Here is a 26,766-nt window from a genome sequence, read left to right as displayed (position 1 = left end):
TTCCTTTTTTATGTTTCAGGCCATCAATTAAGTACATTGAATCTCCTAACCTCTCCAGATATATTGGGGAAGTTAAAAGATTATCGACTATGGTTTACTTGCTCTTTGTTGTAGGTATCACGTTATTTTGTTCGGAAATTGCCTCAATGAACTGTTCACCATGGCTTGGTTTAAAAAATTTGGGGGCCTGCCCAGTAACTATCCGGTATAGTCCCACACCGCTACACAGCAGACCAATTATTCGCACACAATCTCTGAAAAATCGCTGCCATAAAGGATCCCTGTGTTCTTGAATCTTGTCTTGAGTTTCCTTAAGCCTACTATTAAATTGGACCAATTGCTCAGAGGGTAGTTTGTGGGTTTCCTTCAGGCAGTTGATCAGCTCTGTGACCGCCTTGTTCTTTGCGTGGAACAAAACACTATTATCCTTTGATTGGTTTAGATGGTTCAAATAGTGTGTTGTTATTTTTAATAACGAATCAATAGCAACAATTGCGTCTCTTTCTTCTTTGCTTTGATAGGCATCTAAAAGGGATGTTAATCGCGCGACTTCTTTTTCTTTGGCGTTTTCGGTCTCACTGATGATCTGTTCCAATTGATGCTGGGTCGATTTTTGTTGTTTTCGAGTGGAATCGAGTTCCAAGGTTATTTGTTCTAGTTTCATCTGTGTCGTTTGAACTGTCTGCTCTAAACGCTCAACGTTGGCAAGTTTATGGATATATGAGTAAAATTTGCTGTCGAGTTGTTCAGGTTGATTGGCTAGAGCTTCGGGCATTTTACTTAGTATAGTACTGGCATTGGTCAGTAGTATGACTTGTTGTTGGCTTATGATGTGGAATATATGTTCTTTAGATTTATCAAAACAAATCTCTTCTGCATTTCCCCCTAATATGGGCAAATCCCTGGACCAATGATCAACAAGCTTTTTTTGATCGTACCATGGTTCTAAGGCATTAATTTGTTCTATTAACATATCCAGGTCTTCAACTAATTTTTGGGTGTCCATGAGCCATGAGATTGGAGTTCCGTCAGTAGTATCAAACTTATCTGTACTTGCTAGAGTTTTCCGAAGATCTTCAGCGTCACGTGACAGTTTATACGCCATTGATAAAAGCGCCTGTTGATGTTGCAGTATGGTTGAGGTTAAATCTTTTCTGATTTCCTCCATAAAAGTTGACGCCAGTTTGGTTCTGTTGGGATCTATTCCCGACGTAGCTGTAGCAGCCTCTCTAAGTGTATCAAACGTGTTAGCGACACAGTTTCTGCATTGCATTCTCTCTTCAATGGATAAATGATTTCTCAAGTAGGTTTGTGTAACGGTGTTTACCAGGTATGAAAGAGATTCTTGTACTAAAGTATGATTTTTTTCTTCCATTAGCAGGCTGGATATCATATGGTTTTGATCTTTGATGGGTTGAGTCAAATCAACCGGTTTAAAGGCATATTCAATGTTGTCCTTGAGCCATTTTACTTGTTCAACTAAATTCAATTCGAAAAAATTGGATAGTTTTAATGTGTTTGCCATCCACAATTTAACATGTTGAAGGTTGAGAAATATTGTTCCATCTCCATGAACATCAAGATCGGTAATGGGTGTATTTCCTCTTTGACGAAAATGAACCTGACGTTGAGCCATGTAACGCCCCAATCCGGTATAGTTACGAGTTGCAAGCCACTCGAACGCCGGATAGTTATCCTGAATGTGTTGATAGTTACTCAGAAGTTGACTAGAGCGCTCTGATGAGTTGGCTGGCAGATATGCATTTGTTACCGCATCCAGCTCAGAATGCCCCAGATCAATAGCTGTATCCATTTTAACTTCGTTAGGAAACATAAAATCAATCCATCGCCTTAAAACCAGATCTTGGACGCCCGAAAGATCACTATTTTGTTTAAATGATTCAGGAACAGGCGAACCATTGTGATCAAACTGGTTTCCGTCACCAGTACCGTGACAACCTGGAATTACTTCATAGGGCATACCTAGTGGAATAATTGGCTTAAAACAATTAGATGTTTCATGTTTTTGTACAAACTCCTGTCTTTGCACGACGAATTCTGGAAGTGTATAAAAACATTCTTCCTGCCATCCCAGGCGAATTAATTTACCGAAATTTCCACCAGGTACCGGATCAAGAACAAACAGTTTAACCTGTAGTGCATTCAGATTATTCAAGAGCTTCAATTTAAGTTCTTGTTCATCATCTAATGGTTCGCTGGTGACTAATTCTGTGAGCACCTGGCGTGTATAGCTGGGATCTTTTACTAGAGCAAGGCCAGGTACGCTGTTACTTTCTTGTATAAGGGTAGCCAGTGAGCGACGGTCTCCTGGTTTTTCAATGCTTAAATCTCTCGCCAGCGCATCGCGGACTCGTGCCAGTTCATGGGTTAATACAATGGACTCTACTCCTCCGCGACTGAACCCCGAGATACTTAATTGAGTTTTTCCTTCTGCAACAGCAGCAAGGGCTAACATAAGCGCTTTTGCTAATCTATCACCTACTTCATATCCTGGCGTATCCGCACCATTGATCACATCAACTGAATTCGAATGATAGGCATGCGCATAATAGGGGGACTTGGGGAGGTGGGCGTCAGCGTATTTTATTGTAGAGTCCTGTTCACCGAGCAACAGGGTCATTAACTGAGCAGTATAAGAAAATGTTTCACCACGAATATAGGATTTATTGATGTTGGGGTCTGTCGGGCGATCAACGTAATCAACTGCAGTACCCAATAGGAACAAATGGTGTTCTTTTCCCAAATCCTTGCCTGGATTACGAAGTTTGGTAATAAGATCTTTGAAATAGTGAGACATGTAATTGTTCCAGGGTGATACAAAAGAAGACTAATAGTTTAATCGTTTAAGCTTAAGAGAATATTACCAAAATAAATCAAAGTGCTTATTTTAAGGCCTTTTTTTGATGTGGCAATACGCAGTAGTACCGTGAGCTGTTCTGTAGTGAGTTGAGAAGTATTTTTGTTGTAAGAAATTGGTATCCGGATGGACGTTTTGGGGGCATTACCTTTGAACAAAATTTCCTAACCCGCAATACGGTCATTACGGGTTAGGAGGCAAACTTAGAACTTAGAATGGAATATCATCATCCAATTCATCAAACGCGTCTTGAGCTGCTTGAGCTGGTTGTTGTCTATTGGCATTTGAGTATTGGGCAGGGGCTGATTGTGGTTGCGCTTGTGGCATGTCATCATAAGATGGGCCGCTGCTGCCTTTACTGTCAAGCATTTGAATATCAGAAGCAATAATTTCTGTTGTGTATCTGTCTTGGCCTTGTTGATCTTGCCATTTACGGGTACGTAAACTGCCTTCTACATAGAGTTTTGAACCTTTTCGAACGTATTCACCAGCTATTTCGCCTAAGCGATTAAAACAAACCACGCGGTGCCATTCGGTTCTGTCTTGTTTTTCACCTGTTGTCTTGTCTTTCCAGGTTTCACTGGTAGCTAAGGATAAAGTGGTTACAGCATTTCCGTTTGGTAAGTAGCGGACATCAGGATCAACCCCTACATTACCAACCAAGATGACTTTGTTTATTCCTCTTGCCATTTTTTATCTCCTGTATGCGAAAGTTAGAGAGAAAGATTATACCTAAATTAAGAGATATTGCGTAGCAACTGATTTAAATTAAACCTTATTCACTATGAATTGATGCCAGTATTTGCTCCGCGGAACCAGGCTGGTACTGATCTTTATCAATGCGAACATAGATGACTTGCTCATCCTGCGACAGAACAGCCTCCTTGACTCCCTGCACTTGTAACAATTTTTGGATGAGGGAATCATCGTTATCAACTTGAGGTGAGTAATGCAGTATCAGGGTTGAAACATAAACATTGGGTTTCATAAATATGGCGACACTCAACCAGATAATGCCTAGAAAGGCATTAATTAAAAAGATACCCTGGCTGCTATGCCATTGATATAAAATACCGGCAAGAGAGCCTCCAGCAAAAATTCCTAAAAATTGGCTGGTAGAATAGATGCCCATAGCAGTGCCTTTGCTGTTGGGATTTGCCTGCTTCGATATCAGTGAAGGTAATGTTGCTTCCAGGATATTAAAGGCAATGAAATAAACAAACATCAGGAGGCAAAGGCTGTACCAATCCTGGCAGGTAAGCGCCAGAAGAAATTGTGCGGCTGTTGAAAACAGAACGGAAAGAACAAATACAATTTTCATTAATTTTTTCTTTTCGGCGATAACAATAAAAGGAATCATTACAATGAAAGAAAAAAGCATCAAGGGCAAATAGAAATGCCATTGTTGGGTTAAATGCCCTTGTTTGATATGGTGGCTCAGTAAGATGGGTATAGCAAAAAATGTTGAAGTTAAAATAAAATGCTGGCAGAAAATACCTACATTCAATCGTTGTAAATGTCGGTTACTAATAACCGGTTTAAATAAAGAGACAGTTGCTTCACTGTCTGCATGAAAGCATTCTTTGATAGGATTGGGTATAACCAAATGCAGTAATACAATCCCTGAAATTGCCAAGAATGCAGTGAGATAAAAGATACCCGAAAGCCCCGCATAATGCGAAAGAGCAGGACTGACAATCATTGCCAGACTGAAGGAGATGCCGATGGTCATGCCAATTACCGCCATGCCCTTAGTACGTTGTTCATCGGGAGTTAAATCAGCTAATAGGGCAATCAGCACGCTGCCTACCGCGCCTGTTCCCTGAAGTGTTCTGGCGAGAATCATGCCGTATATAGAGTCGGTTATGGCTCCTAGTAAACTGCCCAAAGTGAAAAGCACCAATCCGATCGTTATCATTGGCTTTCTGCCAAATTTGTCAGAAAGCATGCCGAAAGGCATTTGCAGTAACCCTTGTGTTAATCCATATCCACCTAATGCAAGACCTATCAGTGCAGGTGTTGCTCCTTTGAGTTCCTCAGCATAAACAGAAAATACGGGTATAAGCAGGAATAGTCCCAACATTCGAAAAGAAAAAATGGCAGCAATTGGAAAAACTGTTTTTAACCAGGAATACTTCATGGATATGAATTTTTAATATAGTGATGTTCAGATGGTACAAAGTTAAAGCGTTAGAAACAAGGTATTTTACTATTCCTATACGTATTAGGTCATTGACAGATTTTAATATTCCCGGTAGTTTGGTGCCTTTTTATACTAGAGGATGACTCTATGAGTTCAGTATTTGCAGGAAAGGTCGCTTTAATTACTGGAGGAGCAAGGGGCATAGGAAAAGCAACTGCTCTAAAATTAGCTCAGGCAGGAAGTGATGTGGCTATTGTGTACTACAACAGTTCCGATGAGGCGCAGGCTCTTGTGCAGGAAATACAAAATTTAGGGCGTAAAGCCGTTGCCCTGCAGGCTAATGTCGCGGATCACCAATCTGTTAAAGAACTGTTTGGTCAATTCAAAGAGCACTTTAATCATCTTGATTTTCTCATTAGTAATGCTGCCAGCGGAGTATTAAAACCCGCATTAAAGATGTCGACCAAACATTGGCGGTGGTGCATGGAAACCAATGCTCTGGCGCTAAATCATTTGGTAAGTGAAGGTCGTGAGTTGATGCCTAAAAACAGCCGGGTTATTGCTTTATCCAGTTTGGGAGCATCCAGGGCAATACCTAATTATGCCTTTATTGGCGCATCCAAAGCAGCTCTTGAGGCTCTAGTTCGCTCATTGAGTTTGGAGTTGGCTGCTTTTGGAATTACAGTGAATACTGTTTCTGCCGGAGTGGTTGATACAGATGCTCTAAAACATTTCCCTAACAGAGAACAGTTACTTGATGAATATCAGTCTCATGCTCTTGCTGAAAGACCATTGATTCCTGAAGATGTAGCTAATGCTGTCTATCTTCTTTGTTTACCCGAAGCGTCTATGATCAATGCACATACCTTGTTTGTAGATGCTGGATACAGCCAGGTTGGATAGAGCAGTATTATATATAGATGAATAATGATCTTTTTGTGATATAATTTTCAGCTTTGTGAACTTGGTTAGCACTGGGGAAGAATTATGAATGTAGCTGGCGTTTACCCTAAAGTTAGGGAAATTATTGCTGATGTATTAGTTATCGATGCTGAGGAAGTCTCTTTAAACAGTCGATTAATTACAGATTTGGGCGCAGAGTCCATTGATTTTCTTGATTTGGTTTTTCAACTGGAAAAAGAATTTAAGATTAAAATTCCTCGTGGGCAGTTGGAAAAAAATGCACGTGGCGAACTGGCTGAAGATGAGTTTGAGAAAGGCGGCACATTAACACCAGCAGGACTTGATGCATTAAAAAACTATTTAAGTGAAGTCCCTGCGGATCAATTTAAATCCAATATGAAAGTTAATGAAATTCCTATGCTGTTTACTGTAGAAACATTTTGTAAATTGGTCGTTGCTGCAGTGGAACAACAAAGCGCGGAACCTGTTGCCTGATGCGATTTTTATTTGTTGATCAAATTGTGCATCTATCCCCCGGCGAATGGGTTGGGGGAATCAAACACATCACCAGGGACGATGCCTATGTCACCCTTGATGAGCAAGGAAATACCTGTTTTATTCCTTCATTAATCGGGGAAACTCTCGGGCAATTAGCCGCCTGGAATGTGATGCAACATAATGATTTTACTTTAAGACCTGTTGCCGGAGTTGTTGCAAGCGCGCGTTTGTATCGGCCTGCTTATGTCGGCGAAACTCTGTTACTTGAGTCTCATATCGATTCTCTGGATGACAAGGCCGTCCATTATCATAGCGTTGCGCGCGTGGGTGACGAACCTGTCTTTAGTATTGAAGGAGCATTGGGTCCTTTGCTCCCTATGACTGATTTTATCGATGCGGAACTAATCAGGCAGCAGTTTGCAGAAATTTACCATCCGGCAGACTGGGACGAAGTGTGCAGTATGAACTCGATGGTAGCCAGTAATGAGCTGACAGGTCATGGGCCAACAATTGCACCTTTGATGTTTGATCGGATCACTTCAAGTGAAGCAGGCGTCAGTATGACTGCAGAAAAGAGAATTTCTCTTGCGGCTCCCTACTTTCCAGATCATTTTCCCAAGAAACCCGTTTTACCCATGACGGTCTTATTGGAGTGTAAATTAAACCTGGCGCGCGAATTTGTTGCGCGGGCTGGGTTTCCAATCGCTTATCAAGTGAGTGAATTGCGCAAAATTAAAATGAATGATTTTGTTCTTCCCGGTGATGTTGTGGTGTGTTCTGTGAAAGTCAAGCAACAAACTGATGAAGAAATTATCCTGTCTTATCGCAGTGAAGTAGAGGGTAAGCGGGTATGTGTTGTGGATTTAGTGCTTATACCTAAAGGTTGATGAGATGAATAAAAGACGAGTTGCAATAACAGGGCTGGGTGCCGTTTCACCCATAGGTCATGATGTCGACTCCACCTGGAGTAATTTGATTGCCGGAAAATCTGGAATCGATGAAATCAAGCAATTCGATGCAAGCGCTTTTCCAACTTATATCGCGGCAGAAGTGAAGAATTTCATCCCTGACCCTTCTCTAAAGGGAAAACACACCCGTTTCGCAATGTCCTTTACTCATTATGCTTTGGAAGCCGCACGTCAGGCTTTTGAAGATGCTGCTGTAATGCCAACCCAACAGAACTCCTCACGATGGGGCGTTGTAACGGGGAGTGGCATGATGACCGCTGAATTTGACTATTTGAAGCGATTTCAAAAAGTCTGTGCACTAAGCGGTGAAGCCGATTGGGGCGCTTTACAGGCTAATTCCAGGGAATTTTATAAATTAACCGATTTTGGAAAAACCACATCTAATTCAGGATTGTCATTACTGATCCAGCATTTTGGTATCACTGGTTATGCATCATCAGTCCATACTGCGTGCGCATCAGGTGGCCAAGCTTTAGGTTTGGCTATGCAGGTTATTCGTCGTGGAGATGCTGATTTTATGCTTGCCGGTGGGTTTGATTCCATGATTAATCCATTGGGTCTCTCCAGTTTTTGTTTATTGGGCGCTTTATCTACCTACAATGATACGCCTCATAGCGCCAGCCGTCCTTTTGACGCAGCGCGTAATGGTTTTGTTCTGGGCGAAGGCGCTGCTTTTCTAATTCTTGAAGAATGGGATAAAGCAAAAGCACGTGGTGCTCGTATTTATGCTGAACTCGCTGGCGAAGGTAACTCATTAAGCTCGTACCGAATTACCGATTCTCATCCTAATGGAGATGGCGCAATTCAGGCTATTGAACGCGCTCTTAAAGACGCTGGGGTTCAAGCTCGTGATGTGGATTATATTAATGCCCACGGGACTTCAACCAAAATGAATGATCTTAGTGAAACTAATGCCATTAAGGCTGTATTTGGTAGCCGAAGTGCCAGTTTACCGACGAGCTCTACCAAGAGCCAAACGGGTCATTTGATCGCTGCGGCAGGTGCTCTTGAGGCGGTTTTATCTGTAAAATCCATAGAGCAAGCGCAAATTCCTCAAACTGCTAATTTAACAAATCCTGATCCTGAATGTGATTTGGATTATGTTACAGAAGGGCCTCGAGAAAAGTCTCTGGGGGTTGTTTTATCCAATTCGTTCGGATTTGGTGGTTCAAATAGTTGCCTGTTGTTCAAGCATCCTGAGTTTGAAGGAGCACGTCAATGACCGATCTAAACAGAGTATTTATAACAGGACGAAGTGCGTTAACTGCTTCAGGAAATACTGCGGATGAGACCTGGCAGGCAATTCTGTCCGGTGACAGTGGAATAGATGAAATTAAATATTGGGATTTATCTCAGTGGTCACATCGTCTGGGTGGTGAATTAAAAGATTTTCAACCCGCTAAAATGTTGCCTGATCGAAAATTAATTAAAGTTATCTCCCGCCAGGATGTTATGGGCATTAATGCCGCTGTGCAAGCGGTAGAACACAGTCAAATGCTTGCCTATCGAGATACTCTTGAGTCTGCTGAATCATTTAATGAGCAAACCGCTGTTTATGTTGGTTCACCAGGAAATAAATATTTTCAACAATATGATTTTTTGCCTTTATTAGCTAAAACTCAAGATGACATGCAGAGCTTTGCTAAAAATCTTTTTGAAGAAGTTCACCCAATGTGGTTGTTAAGGATTTTACCCAATAATGTTCTTGCGTACACTGGTATTACATATGGCTTTAAAGGACCAAACCACAATGTCACCAACCATGCAGTAGGTGGCACGCAAGCCATTTTGGAGGCATATCATGCAATACGCAGTGGTCAAGCGGATCGAGCTGTAGTTGTTGCTTATGACATGGGAATTGAACCACAATCTTTATTTTATTATGAGAAATTGGGCGTAGTCAGTAATCGTCATTTAAAACCATTTGATGGTGAGCATGATGGAACCTTGCTGGCAGAGGGAGCTGCAGCACTTGTTTTGGAAAGTGAAGCCAGTGTTCGTGCCCGTTCTGCCAAGTGTTACGGTGAAATTGTTGGTGGTCAATCGGCGAGTGAAGCAACTGGATTATTTTCCATAGAACCCGATGGCCACCGTTTGGCTGCGTTAATCAATCAAACTCTGGAGTCTGCTGGACTGGAGCCCGGACACATTGGCTTAATTGTCGCCCATGGAAATGGAAACAGTAAATCAGATGACAGTGAAGCTCAATCAATTAGAACAGTATTTGCTGATCAGCATGTTCCCGTCACGGCGTTTAAATGGTCTATGGGCCATACCTTATGCGCTTCAGGTGTATTGGATGCAGTATTGACAACCTATGCGCTGGAAAACCAATGTGCGCCTGGCATTGCCAATTTGGTACATGCTGCTGGCAGTTGCGAGGGGGTAGCCCTCAGTGCAAATCATCAGAAGATAAAAGCCCACTCATCGGCTCTGATGATTAACAGAGGTTTTGCCAGTATGAATGCTTGTTTGGTGATTAATTCCTGTGACTGAATTAGAACAACAAATCGAATCCTTGCCTGTTAGTCTGGCAGGGAAGTTTATTTATCGATTTTTGCCCTATCGTCGACGTTTGGTTTTGGCCAATATTCATCAGGTCTATTCTGATCAACTCTCTGACGATCAAAAAATACATTTGGCTAAAGCCTATTATTCACACATTGCCAAATCACTAAAAGAAGCACTGCAGCTACGATTTATGAGTGAAAAAAAGCTTAAGAATCAAGTCGAGGTCATTGGCCACGAAAAGATGTTGGCCGTGGTTGCACAGGAAAAAGGTGTGTTGGTCGTCACTGGACATTTCGGAAATTGGGAGTTTGCACCTTTAGGTGGGGTATTAAATTTTAAAGAATTTCAGGGACAATTTCATTTTATCAGGCGGACTTTAAGATTTAAGATGATAGAGCGTTTATTATTTAAGAATTATTATAAAGTCGGCTTAAATGTGATTCCTAAAAAAAATTCCCTGGAACAAGTCCGTGACGCTTTAGATAAAAATCATGCAGTGATTTTTGTTCTGGATCAACATGCTTCTTTGGTTAATCGAGATGGAATCGCCGTCGAGTTTTTTGGTAAAAAAGCAGGGACTTATCGAAGTTTAGCTACACTATCTCGCCATACTGGTGTGCCAGTAATCCCGGCTGCAGGGTATCGATTGCCTAATGGCAAGCACGTTCTGGAGTTTCATGACCCAATTCCATGGGAAGATCATGATTCTACACAAGAAGCCCTTTATCAAAATACCTTAAGATACAATCAGGCTTTAGAACAGATTATTTTGGCTCATCCGGAGCAGTGGAACTGGATGCACCGTCGCTGGAAACTCTCTTGAACGGGCGTCTTTGGCGCATCTTGAATGGAGTGGGGACTTATAAAAATGCTCATGTACCTGATGTACACTGCGCTTTTTTTAAGTCCCCGTTTCGTCCAACCTGCACTCAAATACGACCGTTCAAGGTGGAGTAGGAAAATATAAAAATGCTCATGTACCTGATGTACACTGCGCTTTTTTTAAGTCCCCGTTTCGTCCAACCTGCACTCAAATACGACCGTTCAAGGTGGAGTAGGAAAATAAAAAAATGCTTATGTACCTCACTGCGCTTTTTTTAAGTCCCCGTTTCGTTCAACCTGCACTCAAATACGACCGTTTACGCTGGTTAGATTTGGGGTTTGTGAACTCTTCGTTCGTCCCTTAATTGTTTCAGGGCAACAAAAATGCGATCAATTTCAGCATCATTAGTAAATATGATGATGGTGGAATTATTTTCGAACCTTAATATTTTATAGTGCATCTCTATAGAAAATCGATTGATTGAGATTTCAATGGTACCCTCGTCAGCAAGCTGTGAATTATTCGTTATGCGCGCTCCTGTTGCTGATATATCAATAATTTCAAAATACTGGCTTGAAATTTTAGCCAGAATTTCTCCGTTATTTTTTAATCTGAAAAATGACCTTCTTTCATCCATATTTTTGCCAAATCAGAGTCTTATTTTTATTGTAGGTTTATCAAGAGGCTATCGTCAAGTTGCATGACAGTATTACGATTAAACTAATCATATTATTAATATCCTTAAATCATTTGATTCAACCGATCATACTCAGCTTTAAAATTTCGGCATTTTTATTATCATCATTACACCCCATCTTTAATTAGTGCGCTGTTTCATTCGATGAGTAAATCATTGTAATCTTACCATTCATTCATACACGCTAAAGATTTGCCCGGCATAGAATTGCGGGGCAAAGTGCTAATGAAGTGGATTCGGGTTTAATGGTGTCTGAGGTGGGGTCTCTGCTGGAGGAGGCAGAGAAGAATTGTTGGCAAAAAAAACACCAACATTTCCTTTTGTCCAACTCCAGGCATTGTTAAATAGATTGGACATTGTGTCCATGCTTAATAGTTCTGATGCTGCAACAGCGCCTTTTTGGGGAGGTAATTCGATTTCATCATTCAGCTCGGGTAACACGACCTTGAATTCACTAACTATTGATTGTATCTGTGTTGTATCACGAGCCGGTGGTAAATAGGTTGAATCGTCATTCACTTGGTTTATAAACAATTCCAAATCCTCTTGAGAACCATGGGTGAATATAAGCTCTAAAAGACGAAAGCGATTTGCATTTAATAGGGGATGATTTTTGGCTAACCAGGAGTTAATTCCTTTATTTTGTTTACTGTCTAGTATAAGTTCATGAAACAACAGATTGATTCGGGCTCTTAAGTTCAGCTCCTCTTGAGCATTTGACTTGAACAAGTTTGTAGTCATAATATCAATTAATTCATCAATATTTTGAATTGTGCATTGTTTCTCTATGTTTTTTAAAATTCTGGCAAGCTTCTGTTCGGAGTCTTTTATAGAGGGTTTGCTTTCAGCTTCTAAAACTGACCGGTCTCTATCTGTAACAATGGGTTTCGTATATGAGGGCGCAACGTATACAGGCAAATTGGGGGAAAAGAATCCTGTCCAACCGTTGATCCAGCAACGTTTAATACGTTGAATTAACCAAGTAAAAAAACCCTTTTCTTCACTAAACGACAATTCTTGCTTTGCTTCGGCATAAGCTTGATTTGCTATTTGAATAATATGCTTGTCTTTAGTGGGATCGAGCTTTTTGAGGGCATCCGTGCACAATTCCATTATCAGAATGTAATTGGGAGCTCCTCCCTTTAGACCAAAATGCTGCAGCGTTCTTTTGGCATCATAGCGAAGCAGCCAGCAACTGATACTCTCATCATATAATTCCGGGTAGTGCAGGAGAGAGGTATATATTGCCTCTCGTACGGAATTTTTAACTTCAGGGCGATTCATTAATATTGCGGTATGATATATCGTTTTGCGACGAGATTCGGAACAACCCTCTTGTACATGATACTCTAGATAGTTCTTTATGGTTTTAGAAAGATTTCTTGTATTTCCTTTGAAATGTAATAAAAAATAATCGAATGCTCTTACTGACTTTTCTTTTTGTGCTAACAAAGGAATGAGCGAGTTTTCTGGAATGGGATTTTGTTCAACGATGGATTGAGGTTGCTGTTGATCGGTGGGTTGAATCCATTTGAGCAAGCGTCTTGTTTCTTCCTCTTTTGGAGGTAATGAAGGTCTTAATTGAACAAGCTGGGTCATTACATGAATATTTAATTTGCCTTCATTATAAAAGAGTTGGGTATCACCTGATTGAGCCTTGAACCTTAGATAATAATTGATGAGGTAACTGGTTTTGTTTGTTATTTCGCTGAATTCTTTGTTGTCGTTTAAGGAAATTAATAGTTGAATGGTATCCAAAGAGAGCAATGTCTGCTCTAAAAATAATTTTCTTGTTAACAGTTTGATATAAATGACATAATTCTGATGATGATTGCCATTGAGATAATGATTAATTACTGTTTTAAGCTGGTGTTCTAATTCATCTTCATGTAACAGTTTAAACAAAGGATTGTATAAATCCAGATGCTCTAAAATGGAGTTGATGATTGCCGTCTTTTTATCCTGGCTCAATTTGTGTACTTCGTTTAGTACGTGTGTATCAACCAGTTTGCTTAGATGAGCCAAGGTATAGTATGCATTGGGCATCAAGGCATAGTGATTGATCCAATACTGGATTACTGTCGGATCGGGGTATTGCCCTATAAGCTCATTAATTTGATCTTTATTTAATAAATGGAAGTGAGGTATTGAGCAGAGAATACTGATTGCTGCTTCTGGTTGGAGCCGTTTGATTTGCTCAAGCGTTAAATGCGTGATGTCCATCTGGTAGATCAGTGGATTGAGTCGTGACGGGATATGGGATTCATGTGAGCCTAATCTGTTCAATATGGAATTGCCCATAAGACTTTTTAAGTATTCTTCCATACTTAATAAATGGGTAATTAACAGGCTTCGAACCAATTTATCCTGAGTCATATGAATTAATTCAAGGATTTCATAATGCGTATACTGGTTTGTCTGGAGTGTGCTGATAAATTCGTTTTGAGCGTCTAAAGTTTTAGTGATTGATTTTTGGTATTGAGGTGTATTGATCGATTCTTTCAATAAACTGAATTTCATGGCGGCATTGTTATGCATGTTAATCCTCCTTGACCATAAATTCACTGATATTTGATTTAATCATTTGCTTGAGAATAAACCGTGAACTCTATATTGGTTTTTAATTCTGTGGATTTTCCAGCTTTAGGCTTACTGATGTAATAATGCTGGTTTTGCCCAGCATAACTGTTTGGAAGAAAAATTCAATAGTTGTTGTATTTTTGTGACTATGGTCACTAAAACAGCGTGCCTTCATAAACAAAAGTGGCAGGACCTGTGAGGGTAAGGTGATCATTAAAATGAGGCCATTCAATGATTAGATCTCCCCCGGGAAGCGATACGGTGATGTGTTCTGATAGATTATAAAATAAACGCCCAATTGCAGCTGCTGCTACAGCACCGCTACCGCAGGCTTTTGTTTCTCCACAACCTCGTTCAAAAACCCTGAGCTTAATATGATCTTTGTTTATAATTTGCATGAAGCCAGTATTGGTTTGTTCCGGGAATCGGGGGTGAGTCGTGATTTGTCTTCCCAGTTCGGTCACTGGGGCTGATTCTGTATCCTGTACCAAAAGCACCGCATGAGGATTTCCAACATTAATAGCATGAAGCGTAACCCGTGTATGCTGATCCAAATCCAGTGAATATTCCGCTAATTGGTGTTCTGCTATGAATGGAATATCCTGGGGTGCCAGTTTGGGCTTGCCCATATCGACGCTTACGCTGTTATCGTCATTAATGATTAATTCCATGGTCGTGGATTGAGTCGCGACGGTTAATTTATTCTTTGAAGTTAATCCATAATATTTGGCAAAAAGGGCAAGGCATCGTGCCCCATTTCCACATTGCCCAACTTCTTGCCCATTGGCATTAAAAATGCGATAGCTAAAATCCACTTCTTCCTTTTTTGCTGGTTCAATAAGCAGACACTGATCAAAGCCTATCCCTGTATTCCGATGAGCTAATAATGCGATTTGCTTAGGGGGTAAATTAATTTTTTGATTGACGCCGTCAATCACCATAAAGTCATTACCTAATCCATGCATTTTTGTAAATCGAATATTCATAATCAATCTCTTTGGGGTGATTCAGACGGAGCGTTTTTTTCAGGAGTGGGTAGATATAAAGGGCCTTTTTGTCCACAAGCGGATATCAATAATGCTGTAGCACAAATTAAAAATGCAAAGTAACGGGTCATGATCGAGGCCAATACTAAAATTTTATTATATGAAATTTATTGATAAAAGAGAAATGAACGCCTGAATCATTTTTGATTACAAAGACTTTCCCTTGTTCAATTAAAATTTAAAGCCACTTGATGGGGGCCAATCATCCTGAACGGTATGGCTATTTTCTCTTAGTACATCAATTGAGTCGTGCATGCTTTTGGTAATGCGTTGATACGACTGAGGATTTATATAGAAAATTTGTTCGTGTTGTTTATCATGGCATTCGACCCAGGACAACGTGTACGTAAGCATATTGGGGATATGGGATTGACCAGTGTATTCCGGGGTTACTTTAATAAGGATATTATCGGTGTCTTCGTCAATCAGTTTCTTTCTGATATACAGTTCAACAGCTTCGAGGGTATTATAATTTGCTGCATCTGTAGTGGGGACCAGATTAATGATTTCCTTTTCGGGAGTATCTGTGGCTAATTCCTGGGTGTCTGCTAAAAAATGGGCTATTAGATGCGACCAATGAAATGATCGTCCTTCAGCGGGTTTAATTTCTATACCATGAGCCCGAAATACATCGCTGGCTTTTGCCTTGGTAATCGAAAATTGACTGTGTCGTCTTGATAAGCCGGAACGCTCCTGTATTCCTTCTAATGTGGCTACAAATCGTATTTCCTGAGCCTGTTCTAAATTTAACTTTGGTATAGCGGCCAATAACTCTTCCCGTGATATATCAAGCAAGCTAAGCCGGCCTTTTTTGGGGGCTTGGCTTACAGGCGTTAAGTGTTTAAATAAAGTTTGACCATCTATTCTGCAAAGTGGTCGTGCTTTATTTCCTCCGGGAGTTTTTACCACTGCCGGATAGCGTTTATCGGGGGTGGCCGGAAACATCTTGCCATATCGTGCACCAGTAGCTTCAATTTGAGGTTGAAGATAACGATTTTCATCTGTCTCTTCGAGAATGAGTGGATTAAAGCCATCATCTTTGCGAAACGACTGAAATGTCCTTTTGACTGGCGGTGCATCTTCTCTGAAAATGCTTCGCTTTGCCATTCTGGAGGGTTGCGATTTGCTTAAAGAGTGTGTCAGGTCGTCATAGGGTATTTTTCTGATGGAGCTTAGAGTGCTAAAAAAGAACGTAGGTGTCACATTGTGCCTGTTCTGTTGCTCATATTTCTTGATAATGGTTAGCCATTCTGCACGAGAAATAGCTAAGGATTCTATATCGATATTTTTAAAACAATTTCTATCTTGCATCTGGATGATTTTTTCAGAAGCAGTTTCCTGGGCAGCTTGAAGCTCTGATAACATGTCTCTTTGGTTTACCAAATCAGTGTCTTCTTGATTCAGGCTAGTTAACGCGATTAATATCTGTGAGGATGAGACACCGCTGTGGTTTGCAAGAACATGGATAAATGAGGAACGTAATGAATCTTCTAATTCATGATATTGTTTACTGTACAAGAACCAATCATCGTTGCTCAGTGAACTGGTAGAAGGTCTGCTGGCCAGTTCTTTAATCAGTTGCTTTATCATTCGTTCATATCTCAATAAGCGTTAAACTTCATCGGTGTTCATACTAAAAATGCTGTATTTTTAGCTTTTAGGGAACGTTCCATTTAGGGGCTGTTGGCATCTCATCTATTTACCCCTACTTTCCGCTCTTTAAGCGCGGGTTCTATAGGTTTCTCACTAAAATGAACCCAAACAATGCAGCGGCAGTTTATGCAATGAAACGACACCTAACCATTTCAATGGTAAACACTATGATAAAATTTTATACATAAAAATGCAAGAGATTATCGACCCTGGCTCTAAAATTAAATAGGGCAGTGATGCGTTTCGTGTATTGATTGAATTTTAAAGTACCTTGGTTTTTTTTGAATCCGGTGCCTCAAATCCTTATTTGTATCGTCATTGACTCATTGGCGATGGTTAGAGCCTCGATTAATTCTGTGGTTTAAGAATACTTAACTTGCGCTGCTCCATTTCATTGGCGATAATTTGAGTTTTTTTGGTGGAGAACCAATTTTGAGCGTATATATAAACGATTCGCAGGAAAAGGCACAGGCATGTGTTATCTGGCTGCATGGGTTAGGTGCTGATGCGTCTGATATGATGGGATTGGCAGATCAGTTAATGATTAAGGATGCGGCAATAAGGCATGTATTTATTGATGCCCCCTCACGCCCTGTAACTTTGAATGGTGGTATGGTCATGCCCGCATGGTATGACATTGTTGGAATGAAATTGTTGGACAGGGAAGACAGACAAGGCATTGAGCAATCAGAAGAAATAATTCGAAAAGTAATGAATTCTCAGTGCGATGACGGTTTTCAATATTCTCAACTCTATCTTGCCGGGTTTTCACAAGGTGGGGCAATGGCGCTGCACACTGCGCTTCATACAGAACATACTTTAGGCGGTGTCATTGCATTATCTGCCTATTTGCCCCTGGCTGGAACGAGTAACCCTCGATTGGATAAAAGTACTCCCTTTTTTATGGGCTCCGGTCAATTTGATCCCCTTGTTTTACCTTTATGGACTCAACAAAGTAGAGATTGGTTATTGAATAAAGGATATAATGATATTTCTTTTCAACAATACCCAATGGAACATTCCATTTGTTATGAAGAAATCAAAGACCTGAGTCTTTGGCTTAATAAGCAGATTCAAGGAGCTGTGTAATGCCAATTGTAAAAAGATCACGAATAGTCAATTATACTTGTGAACAAATGTATGGTTTGGTTAATGATGTTGACCATTATGCGGAATTTCTTCCTTATTGCGCAGAAAGTACCGTACATCATCGAGATGACGATGAAGTACAGGCTACCTTAGTTATCGGTGCTGCAGGAATGAGCAAATCATTTACTACCCGCAATCGTTTGCAAGTTAACAAAATGATCGAAATTCGCCTTGTTGATGGTCCTTTCAGCCATTTGGAAGGTTTTTGGCGTTTCGATGAGGTAGAGGATGGCTGCAAAATTTCCTTTGACCTAGAGTTTGAATTTTCTGGAAAAATATTTTCCATGCTTCTTGGCCCTGTGTTCGATCAAGTAACCGATAAAATGGTTGATGCATTTTGTGACCGGGCAGAGGTTATTTATGGTAAAAGTTGAGGTGGTTTACATTGCCAAGGAAGGCACTGTTGTGCATTTTGATTTAGCATTAAACCCCGGATCCTGCGTAGCAGATGCTTTAACCGCATCAGGGATCTTTGATTCTCATCCAGAAACCAGGGATTTGCCCGTGGGTATATTTGCGAAGCAGATTGCCAGGGATACGGTACTTAAAGATGGCGATCGGGTCGAATTATATCGGCCATTACAGTGTGACCCTAAAGAGAAAAGACGTCAGAAAGCTCGCTTAAGAAAATAAATCAGGCGGCTTTGTAACGCGATGCCCGTCTTTTCTTGGATCCTCTTTCTACGGTAAGGAACTACCAGCTTAAGGCACTGTATGCTGGCATTCAGTGACCCTATGTTTCAATGTCTTATCGATACATCATCTTCCAAACGTATGAATGGATGTTTTGGAATAACAAACCTGACTTAACGACAGCGCACCCTGGATTATGATATTTCCCAGGGTGCCGCTTGTGATTAGGGTTTGTGTTCAATTCGACTTATCGAGTTTCCTTTAAAATAAATAACAACGGTTTTGATGGTCATGCTGCCCATACCTCGACGCCAGGTATATGCATAATCCCAGCGATCGTTATTAAATGTAGGGCTCATTAGGCTGGTTCCCATTAAAATAGCCGCGTCATTTTTGCTCATTCCTACTCTTAATCGCTCAACTTTTGATTGGGGAAGCAAGTTCCCTTGCTGACTGATGCGTCTGGCAAAATCATAGGATGCACATTGAGTCAAAGTTAATGATAAAATGAGTGTTACAATAAGGGTTATTATTCGCATATTTTTTGCCTACCGTGAAAAATTTCGCCATAATAACATGCCATTTATTTAAAGACACCACTAAACGGGTGCAAATTCATTACTGTTAAGGAGCACAAGTGGAAGAGAGTCAGCAGTTAAAAGAAGCCGGATTAAAAATTACCTTACCGCGCTTGAAGGTACTGCAAATTTTAGAACAATCTCGTAATCATCATTTAAGCGCTGAGGATGTCTATAAGGCCTTATTGGAAACAGGTGAAGATGTTGGCCTGGCTACTGTGTATCGAGTTCTTACCCAGTTCGAAGCAGCCGGATTAGTGTCCCGTCACAATTTTGAAGGGGGTTATTCCGTTTTTGAATTGAGTCAGGGGGAGCATCATGATCATTTGGTTTGTGTAAAATGTGGCCGAGTAGAAGAGTTTGTTGATGAGATCATCGAACAACGACAAAAAGTTATTGCGGAAAAGGCTCATTTTAAAATGACGGATCATGCGCTGAATATATATGGCATTTGCTCACAGTGCACTTGAGTTGAGATGCTCAATAAGGATTGTAATTCAACAGCGTTATTAAAACCTGCTTTTTAATCGATGGATAACTTGAGCATGGAATTTGATTACATTATTGTAGGTGGAGGAAGTGCTGGTTGCGTACTTGCTTCCCGATTAAGTGAAAACCCGGCGAATCAAGTGTTACTTGTTGAGGCTGGGGGCAGTAATAAATCTCCTCTGATTCAAATTCCTTTTCTCACTGTTTTGACCATGCCTTTTTGGCTCAAGAACTGGCATTATTGGACTGAGCCGCAACCAGGACTTTATAATCGACGCGGCTATCAGCCTAGAGGTAAAGCTCTAGGTGGTTCCAGTGCTATTAATGCCATGATTTATATCAGAGGGCAAAGCGAAGATTATGATGAATGGGCGCAAACTACATCAAAGGACTGGTCGTATGATTCAGTTTTGCCTCTTTTTAAAAAATTTGAGCACAACTACCGAATTAATGATTCATATCATGGACAAGAAGGTGAGTTGGCCGTAAATGATTTACTAAGTCCTAATCCAGTATCGCAATTGTTTGTTGAGGCAGGAAAAGCTTGTGGGTATGGCTATAACCCCGATTTTAATGGAGTAAGTCAGTCTGGAATTGGGTTATATCAGGTGACTCAGAAAGCAGGTAAACGCCATTGCGCAGCAGATGCATTCCTGGACCCAATATTGGCTAGAGCCAATTTGACGGTTTTAACCAGGACGCGTGTTTTAAAATTATTGATTCGCAGTGCGCATTGTCATGGAATAAGTGTACGCCATAAAGGGAACATCATAGAGTTTCGCGCCAGAAAGAACGTTATATTAAGTGCTGGAGCGATTAATACACCGCATTTATTAATGGTGTCGGGAGTTGGGTCGCGAGAAGAGTTATCACGTCATGGAGTCAACTGCATTCATGAACTACCTGGTGTGGGTGAAAATTTTCATGATCATCCAGACTATGTCCATGCATACAAAGCCAATCATCCCAATCTTTTAGGCTTTGGCCCCACCGCTCTATGGGATATTTTTAAAGCCTATCGTGAATATAGAACCAACGCAACAGGGATGATGACTACAAATTTTGCTGAGGCGGGTGGATTTATTTCTACTGATGCACGACAAGCCAGGCCTGATATTCAATTGCATTTTGTCCCGGGCATTGTTGACGCGCATTGTCATAAGTTTCATATCGCGAGAGGAATGTCGCTGCATTTTTGTGTGCTTCGTCCTAAAAGTCGTGGGCGAATCCGATTGAAATCCGCAAATCCATTCCATGCTCCGGCAATTGATCCTAATTTTTTAGCCCATGATTACGATTTAGAGATTCTGTTGCGAGCTTATAAAATGACCCAGGAACTGATGGAGCATGAGCTTTTTTCTCCTTTTAAAGCCAGGCCTTTGTATCAAGCAACTTCAGACGAAGAAATCATTCAGTTAATAAGGCAACGTGCTGATACCGTCTACCATCCAGTGGGAAGTTGCCGCATGGGGCATGACGACATGGCCGTGGTGGATTCTCGTCTGCATGTCCATGGCATTACCGGACTGGTTATTGCTGATGCGTCCATTATGCCGCAAGTCGTATCGGGTAACACAAATGCTCCGGTGATGATGATCGCAGAGCAGGCTGCACGATTCATTCTGGATTAAAGCAATATCAGGGTTTTAAGATTATACTTAAGATATTTGATTGATAAGGATTCTTTTTATGTATGAAGATTTACGTATTCCCTACCAAACCGGAAACTTACCTTCATTGCAATTGGGTGGTATTGAAGTTGAAAATCAACTCATTACGGATGCTGCAGTAAATCTGGTGTTAAAATCCTTTAATCGACATGGATTGATAGCTGGAGCTACAGGCAGTGGAAAAACTAAAACCATTCAGGTTTTGAGCGAACAACTCTCATTAGCAGGAGTACCAAGCCTGGTTATGGATATTAAAGGGGATGTTTCTGGTCTGGCCATGGCTGGGGATGCATCCGAGACCATGATCACAAGAAGCAAATCCTTGCATCTGGATTTTAATCCTCGTGGTTTTCCTGTTGAATTTCTTACCTTGAATGAGTCTCATCCTGGTGTACCGCTACGTTCAACTGTTTCTGATTTTGGTCCCGTCTTGTTTGCCCGTATGCTTGATGTGAACGAGACTCAGGAGGGGGTTGTAACGGTATTATTTGAATACGCCAAGCAAGAGCAATTGCCGCTCATTGAGTTGGCTGATTTGAAAGCTTTATTACAATTTGTGCAGACCGATACAGGAAAAAATAAAATTGAAGCTCGATTTGGCAGTGTTGCTTCGTCCTCGGTAGGTACGATTATGCGTAAAATCATTGAGTTGGAATCTCAGGGAGGGGACAGATTTTTTGGTGAGCCTGCATTTAATGTTTTGGATTTGGTTCGAACCAATGCACAAGGTTTGGGCGTTATTTCAATTTTACGGCTTTTGGACATGCAGGATAAGCCGAAATTGTTTTCTACCTTTATGCTGAAATTATTATCTGACGTTTACAGAACTATGCCTGAATTAGGCGATCCGGACAAACCCAAGCTCATTCTATTTATCGATGAAGCGCATCTTATCTTTAGTAATGCCAGTAAAGCCCTGCTGAGTTTGCTGGATACTATGGTGAAATTAATTCGCTCCAAGGGAGTCGGACTCATATTTTGTACTCAAACGCCCAATGATATTCCAGAGAGTGTTTTAAGTCAGTTGGGTTTGAAAGTCCAGCACGCTTTGCGCGCTTTTACAGCAAAAGATCGAAAAGCGATGAAGTTGGTCGCTCAGAATTTTCCCCCATCCGAACATTATGACACGGAGCAATTGTTAACTGCATTGCGTATTGGGGAAGCTTTGGTCAGCAGTTTGGATGGAAAAGGTCAGCCGACCCCTTTGATTCAATGCATGATAAGAGCGCCTGAATCGCGGATGGGAGTTTTAACCGATCAAGAGTTAAATCAGGTTGTTGCTGCTTCAACTTTATATCCACGTTATCGTCAACGTCAGGAGAGAAATTCAGCGAAGGAAATTTTGGCGGCTCAAAACAGCACATCAGAACAACAGCAAAACACAAAGACTAAGGCGAGTAATGAAACAAATGAGCCGTCAGTTATCACTGCTGTTACGAAAAATACATTATTTCGCCAGATTGTACGTCAGCTTGTGCGCGATATGACACGCGCACTGATGTCTGCGTTGGGGATCAAAAAGCGTTAATGAGCTCTTAGTCCAAATTAATTGAGTAAGAATAGCTTCCAAAGCTGTCGTAGCTCAGGCCTAAATAGCGTATGCCTTTGCATGATGCAGTAACGGTTGGTGTGTACATAAATGGGCCGTCTTTAATGTCCAGTACGCACCAGTTTTCAGTATCATAGGCTACTGTTACATGGGCATAACCTGAGCGACAATCAAAACCGTCTCTAATTATAAAACTGCGCGGGCCTACTCGTTCTAAAATAACATCCGATTCGCTATAACCACTGACAACGTATATTCCTGGATGTGATTTATCACTCAAATGGAAAAAATCTTTGTATCCACAAAAACCTTCATTTGCAGAGGCATTAAACATAACCATGCTGCTTGCTGCTGCCAAGATCCATTTTTTCATATGAAATTACCTTATTGTTATTGTTATTGATGCGGATTATAAGGAAGAATTGGATATTAAACAATCATGTTGGTTTTATTCTTTCTGACTTGTTTTGTCTGGAACTGAATGAAAGGAGTATGAATAAGGCGTATTCTCCTTATAGAATCCGCGGTCAATGCCGCGCCATTAGCAAAGGCCATCCACCGCTCTTCCAATGAGGCATCGAACCCCAGGGTAAACCCTTGTTGCACTCTGTCTTTGTCATTCATTTCATAAAGCTTGCTTGCGACGGAAATATAATGACAAATACTGCTATGAGGTATTTCTACACCTTTGGGTTTGCCGGTAGAGCCGGAAGTATAAATGATTTAGCAGAGGTTATTTTCATCAATTTGGCTTTCTTCGCCACTCTCTTATTTCTTTGGCATACGTCTAGTCTCACTGAATTTTTTCTAAAAACCAGGTGTGAAGGATGAAGAAAATCTGGCTGAATGAGCTTGAAATTCAGGAAGAGGATTATTTATTTATCTGCAAAAGTTAGTAAGTCTTTTTGATATGAACAACATCAACGGTGATTTGATTATTAATTTAAAAATTAACTTGGATAAGGTTAATATTTAAATTACTCTTGCTGATCATAAAATCAGAAGTATGAGTTTAATGAATAAAATGAGTATGAGTTTTCTTTTAAGTTTTAAAAACAGAATGGTGTTTTTATTCATTTTGTTGCTCAACGCCAATACTTCGTCAGCAACTAATTTAACTCCAGAACAAATTGATGCCTTAATAGAAGAAACACGCTCTTTAAGGAAAGAGGTCGTGCAATTAAGGCAGCAACTTAATGAACATACTCATCTTCATAAAAAAACACAAACCAATAACAGCACCATTAAGCCGCGAAGAGCAGCAGGAGGCTCTTTAAAGAAATCATCCAACCCGGCAAAGAGACAAGAGACGTCCACTAAGAAGGTACGATCTCCTGGTGCTCAAAATCATCAAAGTGTTTCCAGGAATATAACCCAGTCAACATCGACAAGTTCTGCACAGAACACTTCAATTAAATCTGATTCATCAGCATCGTTACAGGATAAGGCCAAACAACAGCATAATGTACTCACTCTAGGGGGAATCCCCGTTGTCATTTCACCCTATTTGGGTTCACCCTCCGCTTACGATGGTTCTGATTTATTGACTAATTTATCGCAACAGAATGGAGACTTACTTGCCTTACAATATCGACAGGAGATTGAAAATGCTTTTTCCGGATCCAAGCCTAGAGCATCTGAATATTATCTTGTTTTAAGTGGTTCTCTTGGTGCTCAAATTTATAATACCAGACCCTATATTGGACCGCCCACCAATGATATCGATTTGACAACGGCAAACATTACCGCTTTGGCCGGCATGGGGCCATGGGTGACAGGGTTTTTTAGTTTTGATTTCGATAACCAGCCTCCTGATGGGTTAACTCCTCCGCAAATTGGCCCTAGAGAAGCGAATTCAAGAGTCTACCTTGAGCAAGGGTATTTAAGTATTGGCAATCTGAACAAATCGGATTGGTATGGGTCGATTGGGCAAATGTATCTTCCTTTTGGCCAATATAATGGATTTATGATTAACAGCCCATTAACCTCTACACTCTTTTCAACCATTGAGCGCCCTATATTGCTTGGTTATACCTATAGTACTGATTCAGCAGAACTGGATTTGGATGCGTTTGGGTATCAAGGGGAAACGGTGACTTCTTTGACGGGTAACAACACGATTAATGAGTGGGGTTTGAGTGCACAGTACACGCTCACTAAAACTAATTGGAACGGGAGCCTCGGAGTTGGGTACATCTCTAATATCGCAGATGCAGAGGGAATGCAATTAAACAGTCAGGACTCTCTGTATTGTCGGGTTTTTGGAGGTTTTGCTTATCCTTGTGGTAATGGTAACATATTAAAACATAAGGTGCCTGGCCTTGATCTTAATGCCAGTTACTCAATAAATGCATACAGTTTTGTCGCTGAATATCTAACAGCAACAAAAGCTTTTGCGATAGAGGATTTGTCTTATAATCGTCGTGGAGCAAAACCGCGTGCCTTTGATATAGAAGCAGCCTATTCGTTTAGTATATTTAATAAACCAAGTAGCATTGCTATAGGCTATACTTTTACCAAAGAGTCTTTGGCATTTTTATTGCCTGCTAAAGAGTACTCTATTGCCCTAAATACTTCATTATGGCGCAATACCACTGAAAGTTTAGGCTTTCAGCATGATGTAAATTATGGTATCGATGATTTTGCAACGGGACAATTACTTCCTGTTTTTTATTCAGCAACTCGTGCCAATTTAGGTAAAACCAGTGACACAGTATTATTTGCTATTAACGCGAGTTTTTAATAGTCTGAAGGAGTGCTTCAAATGGTAAAATACAATGCATTGCTATTGATCGGTGCTTTCGGCTTTCTTGTATCCTGCACTCCGTTAGACGGAGTAACACCGAGTGCCGCCTCAGGATCTACCCAGGCAGTTGACAATCCATTATCGTCGAATCATTCCATAAAGTTAAGAACGGGTAAAAAATTCACTAAATATCGTAAAGCACAAAGAAGAGCCGTGCACAGGGCACATGGACGGCATTGATTTTAGCTGTTTTTTTGTCGTTTTTTATTTTGGCTTTGGTACTGCTTTGCATCAGTGCGTACTTAGTTAAGATAGCTCGCAACTCTGCAATGGAAACGACATAATCTAGATCGCCAAAGAGCGGCTGTATGGCGTGCAGCATCCAGTTAAACGATCGTATTGGTTGAAATTCCATGATTGGAGCTGATAAGCTTGATTCGACCTTATTTAATCCATTATTAAGAAAAAGCACCATGCTTAATCATCCGTTAGTTCTAAAAAACCTCTCTGGCCCGTCTATTCATCTCGAACTATTGAATAAGACTCATTATGAATCATTGCGCCGTGCTGCAAATGATGAACGGATCTGGACTTATATGCCAATGAAGGCTTATAACGAGTATTTTGATGATTGGTTTTATGAGAATTTAACCAAGCAAACGCTGGGGACACAAATTACCTACGCGATTCGTTGTCACGTTGATGGTCAGGTTGTTGGTTGTCGTTCCTATTATGATATCGATATGCAGCACAGGCGTTTAGAGGTTGGCTATGGTTGGCTTACTCCTGGGGTTTGGGGAAAGAAAATCAGTCTTGAGTGCATGTGGTTGTTATTTCGTCAGGCGATTGAAGAATGGCAGTTTAACCGAATTCAAATTGCTACAGATCCTAAGAATGAGCGCTCATATAACAATCTTAAAAAATTGGGAGCAAAGGAGGAGGGGGTGCTTCGTGAGCATATGATTCATCACAATGGTTCCATTACTGATACGGTTATTTTCAGTATATTATCCAGCGAATGGCCTTTAATAAATGAGGGGATTATAAAGAGATTGGTTCTTTAGGATTTTTTCAGGGTTAGGGCACTTTTCTGGATTGATATCATAGCTCAACGTGGCAACTCATCAATTAACGCTAACTCCCTCAGTCTCCTTCTCCCTATGTTGCGAGCAGGTGAGAGGGGAAATTTAGTCTCCTTCTCCCCACGCTGCGCGCGGGGGCGAGGGGAAATTCAGTCTCCTTCTCCCCACGC

At 40.8% G+C, this 26,766-nt stretch carries 26 protein-coding genes; 15 read left to right on the top strand and 11 right to left on the bottom strand.

The window, feature by feature from the left end; genetic code table 11:
* Positions 1-94: 94 nt before the first annotated feature.
* From G543_RS0116535 to G543_RS0116525, 3 genes are all read right to left on the bottom strand, one after another.
* A complete protein-coding gene (locus G543_RS0116535) occupies positions 95-2,818 on the bottom strand; it encodes a hypothetical protein (RefSeq protein WP_028385519.1) in 2,724 nt (907 codons plus the stop codon).
* A 270-nt stretch (positions 2,819-3,088) separates the two neighbouring features.
* The gene (gene ssb / locus G543_RS0116530) at positions 3,089-3,568 is read right to left on the bottom strand and encodes a single-stranded DNA-binding protein (RefSeq protein ID WP_028385518.1); all 480 of its coding nucleotides are present in this window, start codon (positions 3,566-3,568) and stop codon (positions 3,089-3,091) included.
* Positions 3,569-3,653: 85 nt separating this feature from the next.
* Positions 3,654-5,018: an MFS transporter gene (locus G543_RS0116525; protein ID WP_028385517.1), complete on the bottom strand. Its 1,365-nt coding sequence runs from the start codon at positions 5,016-5,018 to the stop codon at positions 3,654-3,656.
* 150 nt (positions 5,019-5,168) lie between these two features.
* Between G543_RS0116525 and fabL the strand changes: the two genes are divergently transcribed.
* From fabL to G543_RS0116495, 6 genes are all read left to right on the top strand, one after another.
* Positions 5,169-5,924, top strand: a complete 756-nt coding sequence (gene fabL, locus G543_RS0116520; protein ID WP_028385516.1) for an enoyl-[acyl-carrier-protein] reductase FabL — start codon at positions 5,169-5,171, stop codon at positions 5,922-5,924.
* A gap of 84 nt (positions 5,925-6,008) precedes the next feature.
* Positions 6,009-6,419, top strand: a complete 411-nt coding sequence (locus tag G543_RS0116515) for an acyl carrier protein (protein ID WP_028385515.1) — start codon at positions 6,009-6,011, stop codon at positions 6,417-6,419.
* A complete protein-coding gene (locus tag G543_RS0116510; RefSeq protein ID WP_028385514.1) occupies positions 6,419-7,309 on the top strand; it encodes an ApeI family dehydratase in 891 nt (296 codons plus the stop codon). The genes G543_RS0116515 and G543_RS0116510 overlap by 1 nt, the downstream gene beginning before the upstream one ends.
* 4 nt (positions 7,310-7,313) lie before the next feature.
* Positions 7,314-8,612: a beta-ketoacyl-[acyl-carrier-protein] synthase family protein gene (locus tag G543_RS0116505; protein WP_028385513.1), complete on the top strand. Its 1,299-nt coding sequence runs from the start codon at positions 7,314-7,316 to the stop codon at positions 8,610-8,612.
* The gene (locus G543_RS0116500) at positions 8,609-9,886 is read left to right on the top strand and encodes a beta-ketoacyl-[acyl-carrier-protein] synthase family protein (RefSeq protein ID WP_028385512.1); all 1,278 of its coding nucleotides are present in this window, start codon (positions 8,609-8,611) and stop codon (positions 9,884-9,886) included. The genes G543_RS0116505 and G543_RS0116500 overlap by 4 nt, the downstream gene beginning before the upstream one ends.
* Positions 9,879-10,724, top strand: coding sequence for a lysophospholipid acyltransferase family protein (locus G543_RS0116495; protein ID WP_028385511.1), 846 nt, complete (start codon positions 9,879-9,881; stop codon positions 10,722-10,724). Before G543_RS0116500 ends, G543_RS0116495 begins: the two co-directional genes overlap by 8 nt.
* Before the next feature lie 325 nt (positions 10,725-11,049).
* Here the strand turns inward: G543_RS0116495 and G543_RS0116490 are convergent, their stop codons facing one another.
* The 5 genes from G543_RS0116490 to G543_RS0116475 form a co-directional block, all read right to left on the bottom strand.
* The gene (locus tag G543_RS0116490) at positions 11,050-11,361 is read right to left on the bottom strand and encodes a PilZ domain-containing protein (RefSeq protein WP_028385510.1); all 312 of its coding nucleotides are present in this window, start codon (positions 11,359-11,361) and stop codon (positions 11,050-11,052) included.
* A gap of 282 nt (positions 11,362-11,643) precedes the next feature.
* A complete protein-coding gene (locus G543_RS18210; protein WP_051190761.1) occupies positions 11,644-13,959 on the bottom strand; it encodes a hypothetical protein in 2,316 nt (771 codons plus the stop codon).
* A 197-nt stretch (positions 13,960-14,156) separates the two neighbouring features.
* A complete protein-coding gene (dapF, locus tag G543_RS0116480) occupies positions 14,157-14,987 on the bottom strand; it encodes a diaminopimelate epimerase (protein ID WP_028385509.1) in 831 nt (276 codons plus the stop codon).
* Between the two features lie 2 nt (positions 14,988-14,989).
* Positions 14,990-15,118 carry an LPS translocon maturation chaperone LptM gene (lptM, locus tag G543_RS18850; RefSeq protein WP_081675705.1) on the bottom strand — a complete coding sequence of 43 codons (129 nt, stop codon included), beginning with the start codon at positions 15,116-15,118 and terminating at the stop codon, positions 14,990-14,992.
* Positions 15,119-15,218: 100 nt separating this feature from the next.
* A complete protein-coding gene (locus tag G543_RS0116475; protein ID WP_028385508.1) occupies positions 15,219-16,637 on the bottom strand; it encodes a hypothetical protein in 1,419 nt (472 codons plus the stop codon).
* 495 nt (positions 16,638-17,132) lie between these two features.
* Here G543_RS0116475 and G543_RS0116470 point away from each other — a divergent pair, with 495 nt between their 5' ends.
* Genes G543_RS0116470 through G543_RS0116460 form a run of 3 tightly spaced genes read left to right on the top strand, consistent with a single transcriptional unit; the run spans position 17,133 to position 18,482 of the window.
* Positions 17,133-17,789: an alpha/beta hydrolase gene (locus tag G543_RS0116470; protein WP_035922656.1), complete on the top strand. Its 657-nt coding sequence runs from the start codon at positions 17,133-17,135 to the stop codon at positions 17,787-17,789.
* The gene (locus G543_RS0116465; RefSeq protein ID WP_028385506.1) at positions 17,789-18,223 is read left to right on the top strand and encodes a type II toxin-antitoxin system RatA family toxin; all 435 of its coding nucleotides are present in this window, start codon (positions 17,789-17,791) and stop codon (positions 18,221-18,223) included. The genes G543_RS0116470 and G543_RS0116465 overlap by 1 nt, the downstream gene beginning before the upstream one ends.
* Positions 18,210-18,482: an RnfH family protein gene (locus tag G543_RS0116460; protein ID WP_028385505.1), complete on the top strand. Its 273-nt coding sequence runs from the start codon at positions 18,210-18,212 to the stop codon at positions 18,480-18,482. The genes G543_RS0116465 and G543_RS0116460 overlap by 14 nt, the downstream gene beginning before the upstream one ends.
* Before the next feature lie 224 nt (positions 18,483-18,706).
* On the opposite strand, the gene G543_RS0116455 is transcribed toward G543_RS0116460, so the two are convergent.
* Positions 18,707-19,021: an outer membrane protein assembly factor BamE gene (locus tag G543_RS0116455; RefSeq protein WP_028385504.1), complete on the bottom strand. Its 315-nt coding sequence runs from the start codon at positions 19,019-19,021 to the stop codon at positions 18,707-18,709.
* Between the two features lie 98 nt (positions 19,022-19,119).
* On the opposite strand from G543_RS0116455, the gene fur reads away from it, so the two are divergent.
* The 3 genes from fur to G543_RS0116440 all read left to right on the top strand — a co-directional run bounded on the left by fur (position 19,120) and on the right by G543_RS0116440 (position 22,747).
* Positions 19,120-19,530 carry a ferric iron uptake transcriptional regulator gene (gene fur / locus G543_RS0116450; protein ID WP_028385503.1) on the top strand — a complete coding sequence of 137 codons (411 nt, stop codon included), beginning with the start codon at positions 19,120-19,122 and terminating at the stop codon, positions 19,528-19,530.
* A gap of 75 nt (positions 19,531-19,605) precedes the next feature.
* A complete protein-coding gene (locus tag G543_RS0116445) occupies positions 19,606-21,180 on the top strand; it encodes a GMC family oxidoreductase (RefSeq protein ID WP_028385502.1) in 1,575 nt (524 codons plus the stop codon).
* A 58-nt stretch (positions 21,181-21,238) separates the two neighbouring features.
* Positions 21,239-22,747: a helicase HerA-like domain-containing protein gene (locus G543_RS0116440; RefSeq protein WP_028385501.1), complete on the top strand. Its 1,509-nt coding sequence runs from the start codon at positions 21,239-21,241 to the stop codon at positions 22,745-22,747.
* A gap of 7 nt (positions 22,748-22,754) precedes the next feature.
* Here the strand turns inward: G543_RS0116440 and G543_RS0116435 are convergent, their stop codons facing one another.
* The gene (locus G543_RS0116435; protein ID WP_028385500.1) at positions 22,755-23,141 is read right to left on the bottom strand and encodes a hypothetical protein; all 387 of its coding nucleotides are present in this window, start codon (positions 23,139-23,141) and stop codon (positions 22,755-22,757) included.
* 56 nt (positions 23,142-23,197) lie between these two features.
* Complete coding sequence (locus G543_RS0116430) at positions 23,198-23,488, bottom strand: AMP-binding protein (protein WP_274519396.1); 291 nt, start codon at positions 23,486-23,488, stop codon at positions 23,198-23,200.
* 295 nt (positions 23,489-23,783) lie between these two features.
* Between G543_RS0116430 and G543_RS0116420 the strand changes: the two genes are divergently transcribed.
* From G543_RS0116420 to G543_RS0116410, 3 genes are all read left to right on the top strand, one after another.
* A complete protein-coding gene (locus G543_RS0116420; RefSeq protein ID WP_028385498.1) occupies positions 23,784-25,511 on the top strand; it encodes an LbtU family siderophore porin in 1,728 nt (575 codons plus the stop codon).
* Positions 25,512-25,532: 21 nt separating this feature from the next.
* Positions 25,533-25,754 (top strand): hypothetical protein, encoded by a 222-nt coding sequence (locus G543_RS19075; RefSeq protein WP_133141378.1) that lies wholly within the window; start codon positions 25,533-25,535, stop codon positions 25,752-25,754.
* Positions 25,755-25,927: 173 nt separating this feature from the next.
* The gene (locus tag G543_RS0116410) at positions 25,928-26,578 is read left to right on the top strand and encodes a GNAT family N-acetyltransferase (protein WP_238584757.1); all 651 of its coding nucleotides are present in this window, start codon (positions 25,928-25,930) and stop codon (positions 26,576-26,578) included.
* The last annotated feature ends 188 nt before the right edge of the window (positions 26,579-26,766 follow it).

It is taken from the genome of Legionella moravica DSM 19234 (assembly GCF_000423305.1).
GTDB lineage: Bacteria > Pseudomonadota > Gammaproteobacteria > Legionellales > Legionellaceae > Legionella > Legionella moravica.
The sequence above is the reverse complement of the archived record's forward strand: the minus strand, read 5'-3'. Positions and strand labels throughout refer to the sequence as shown.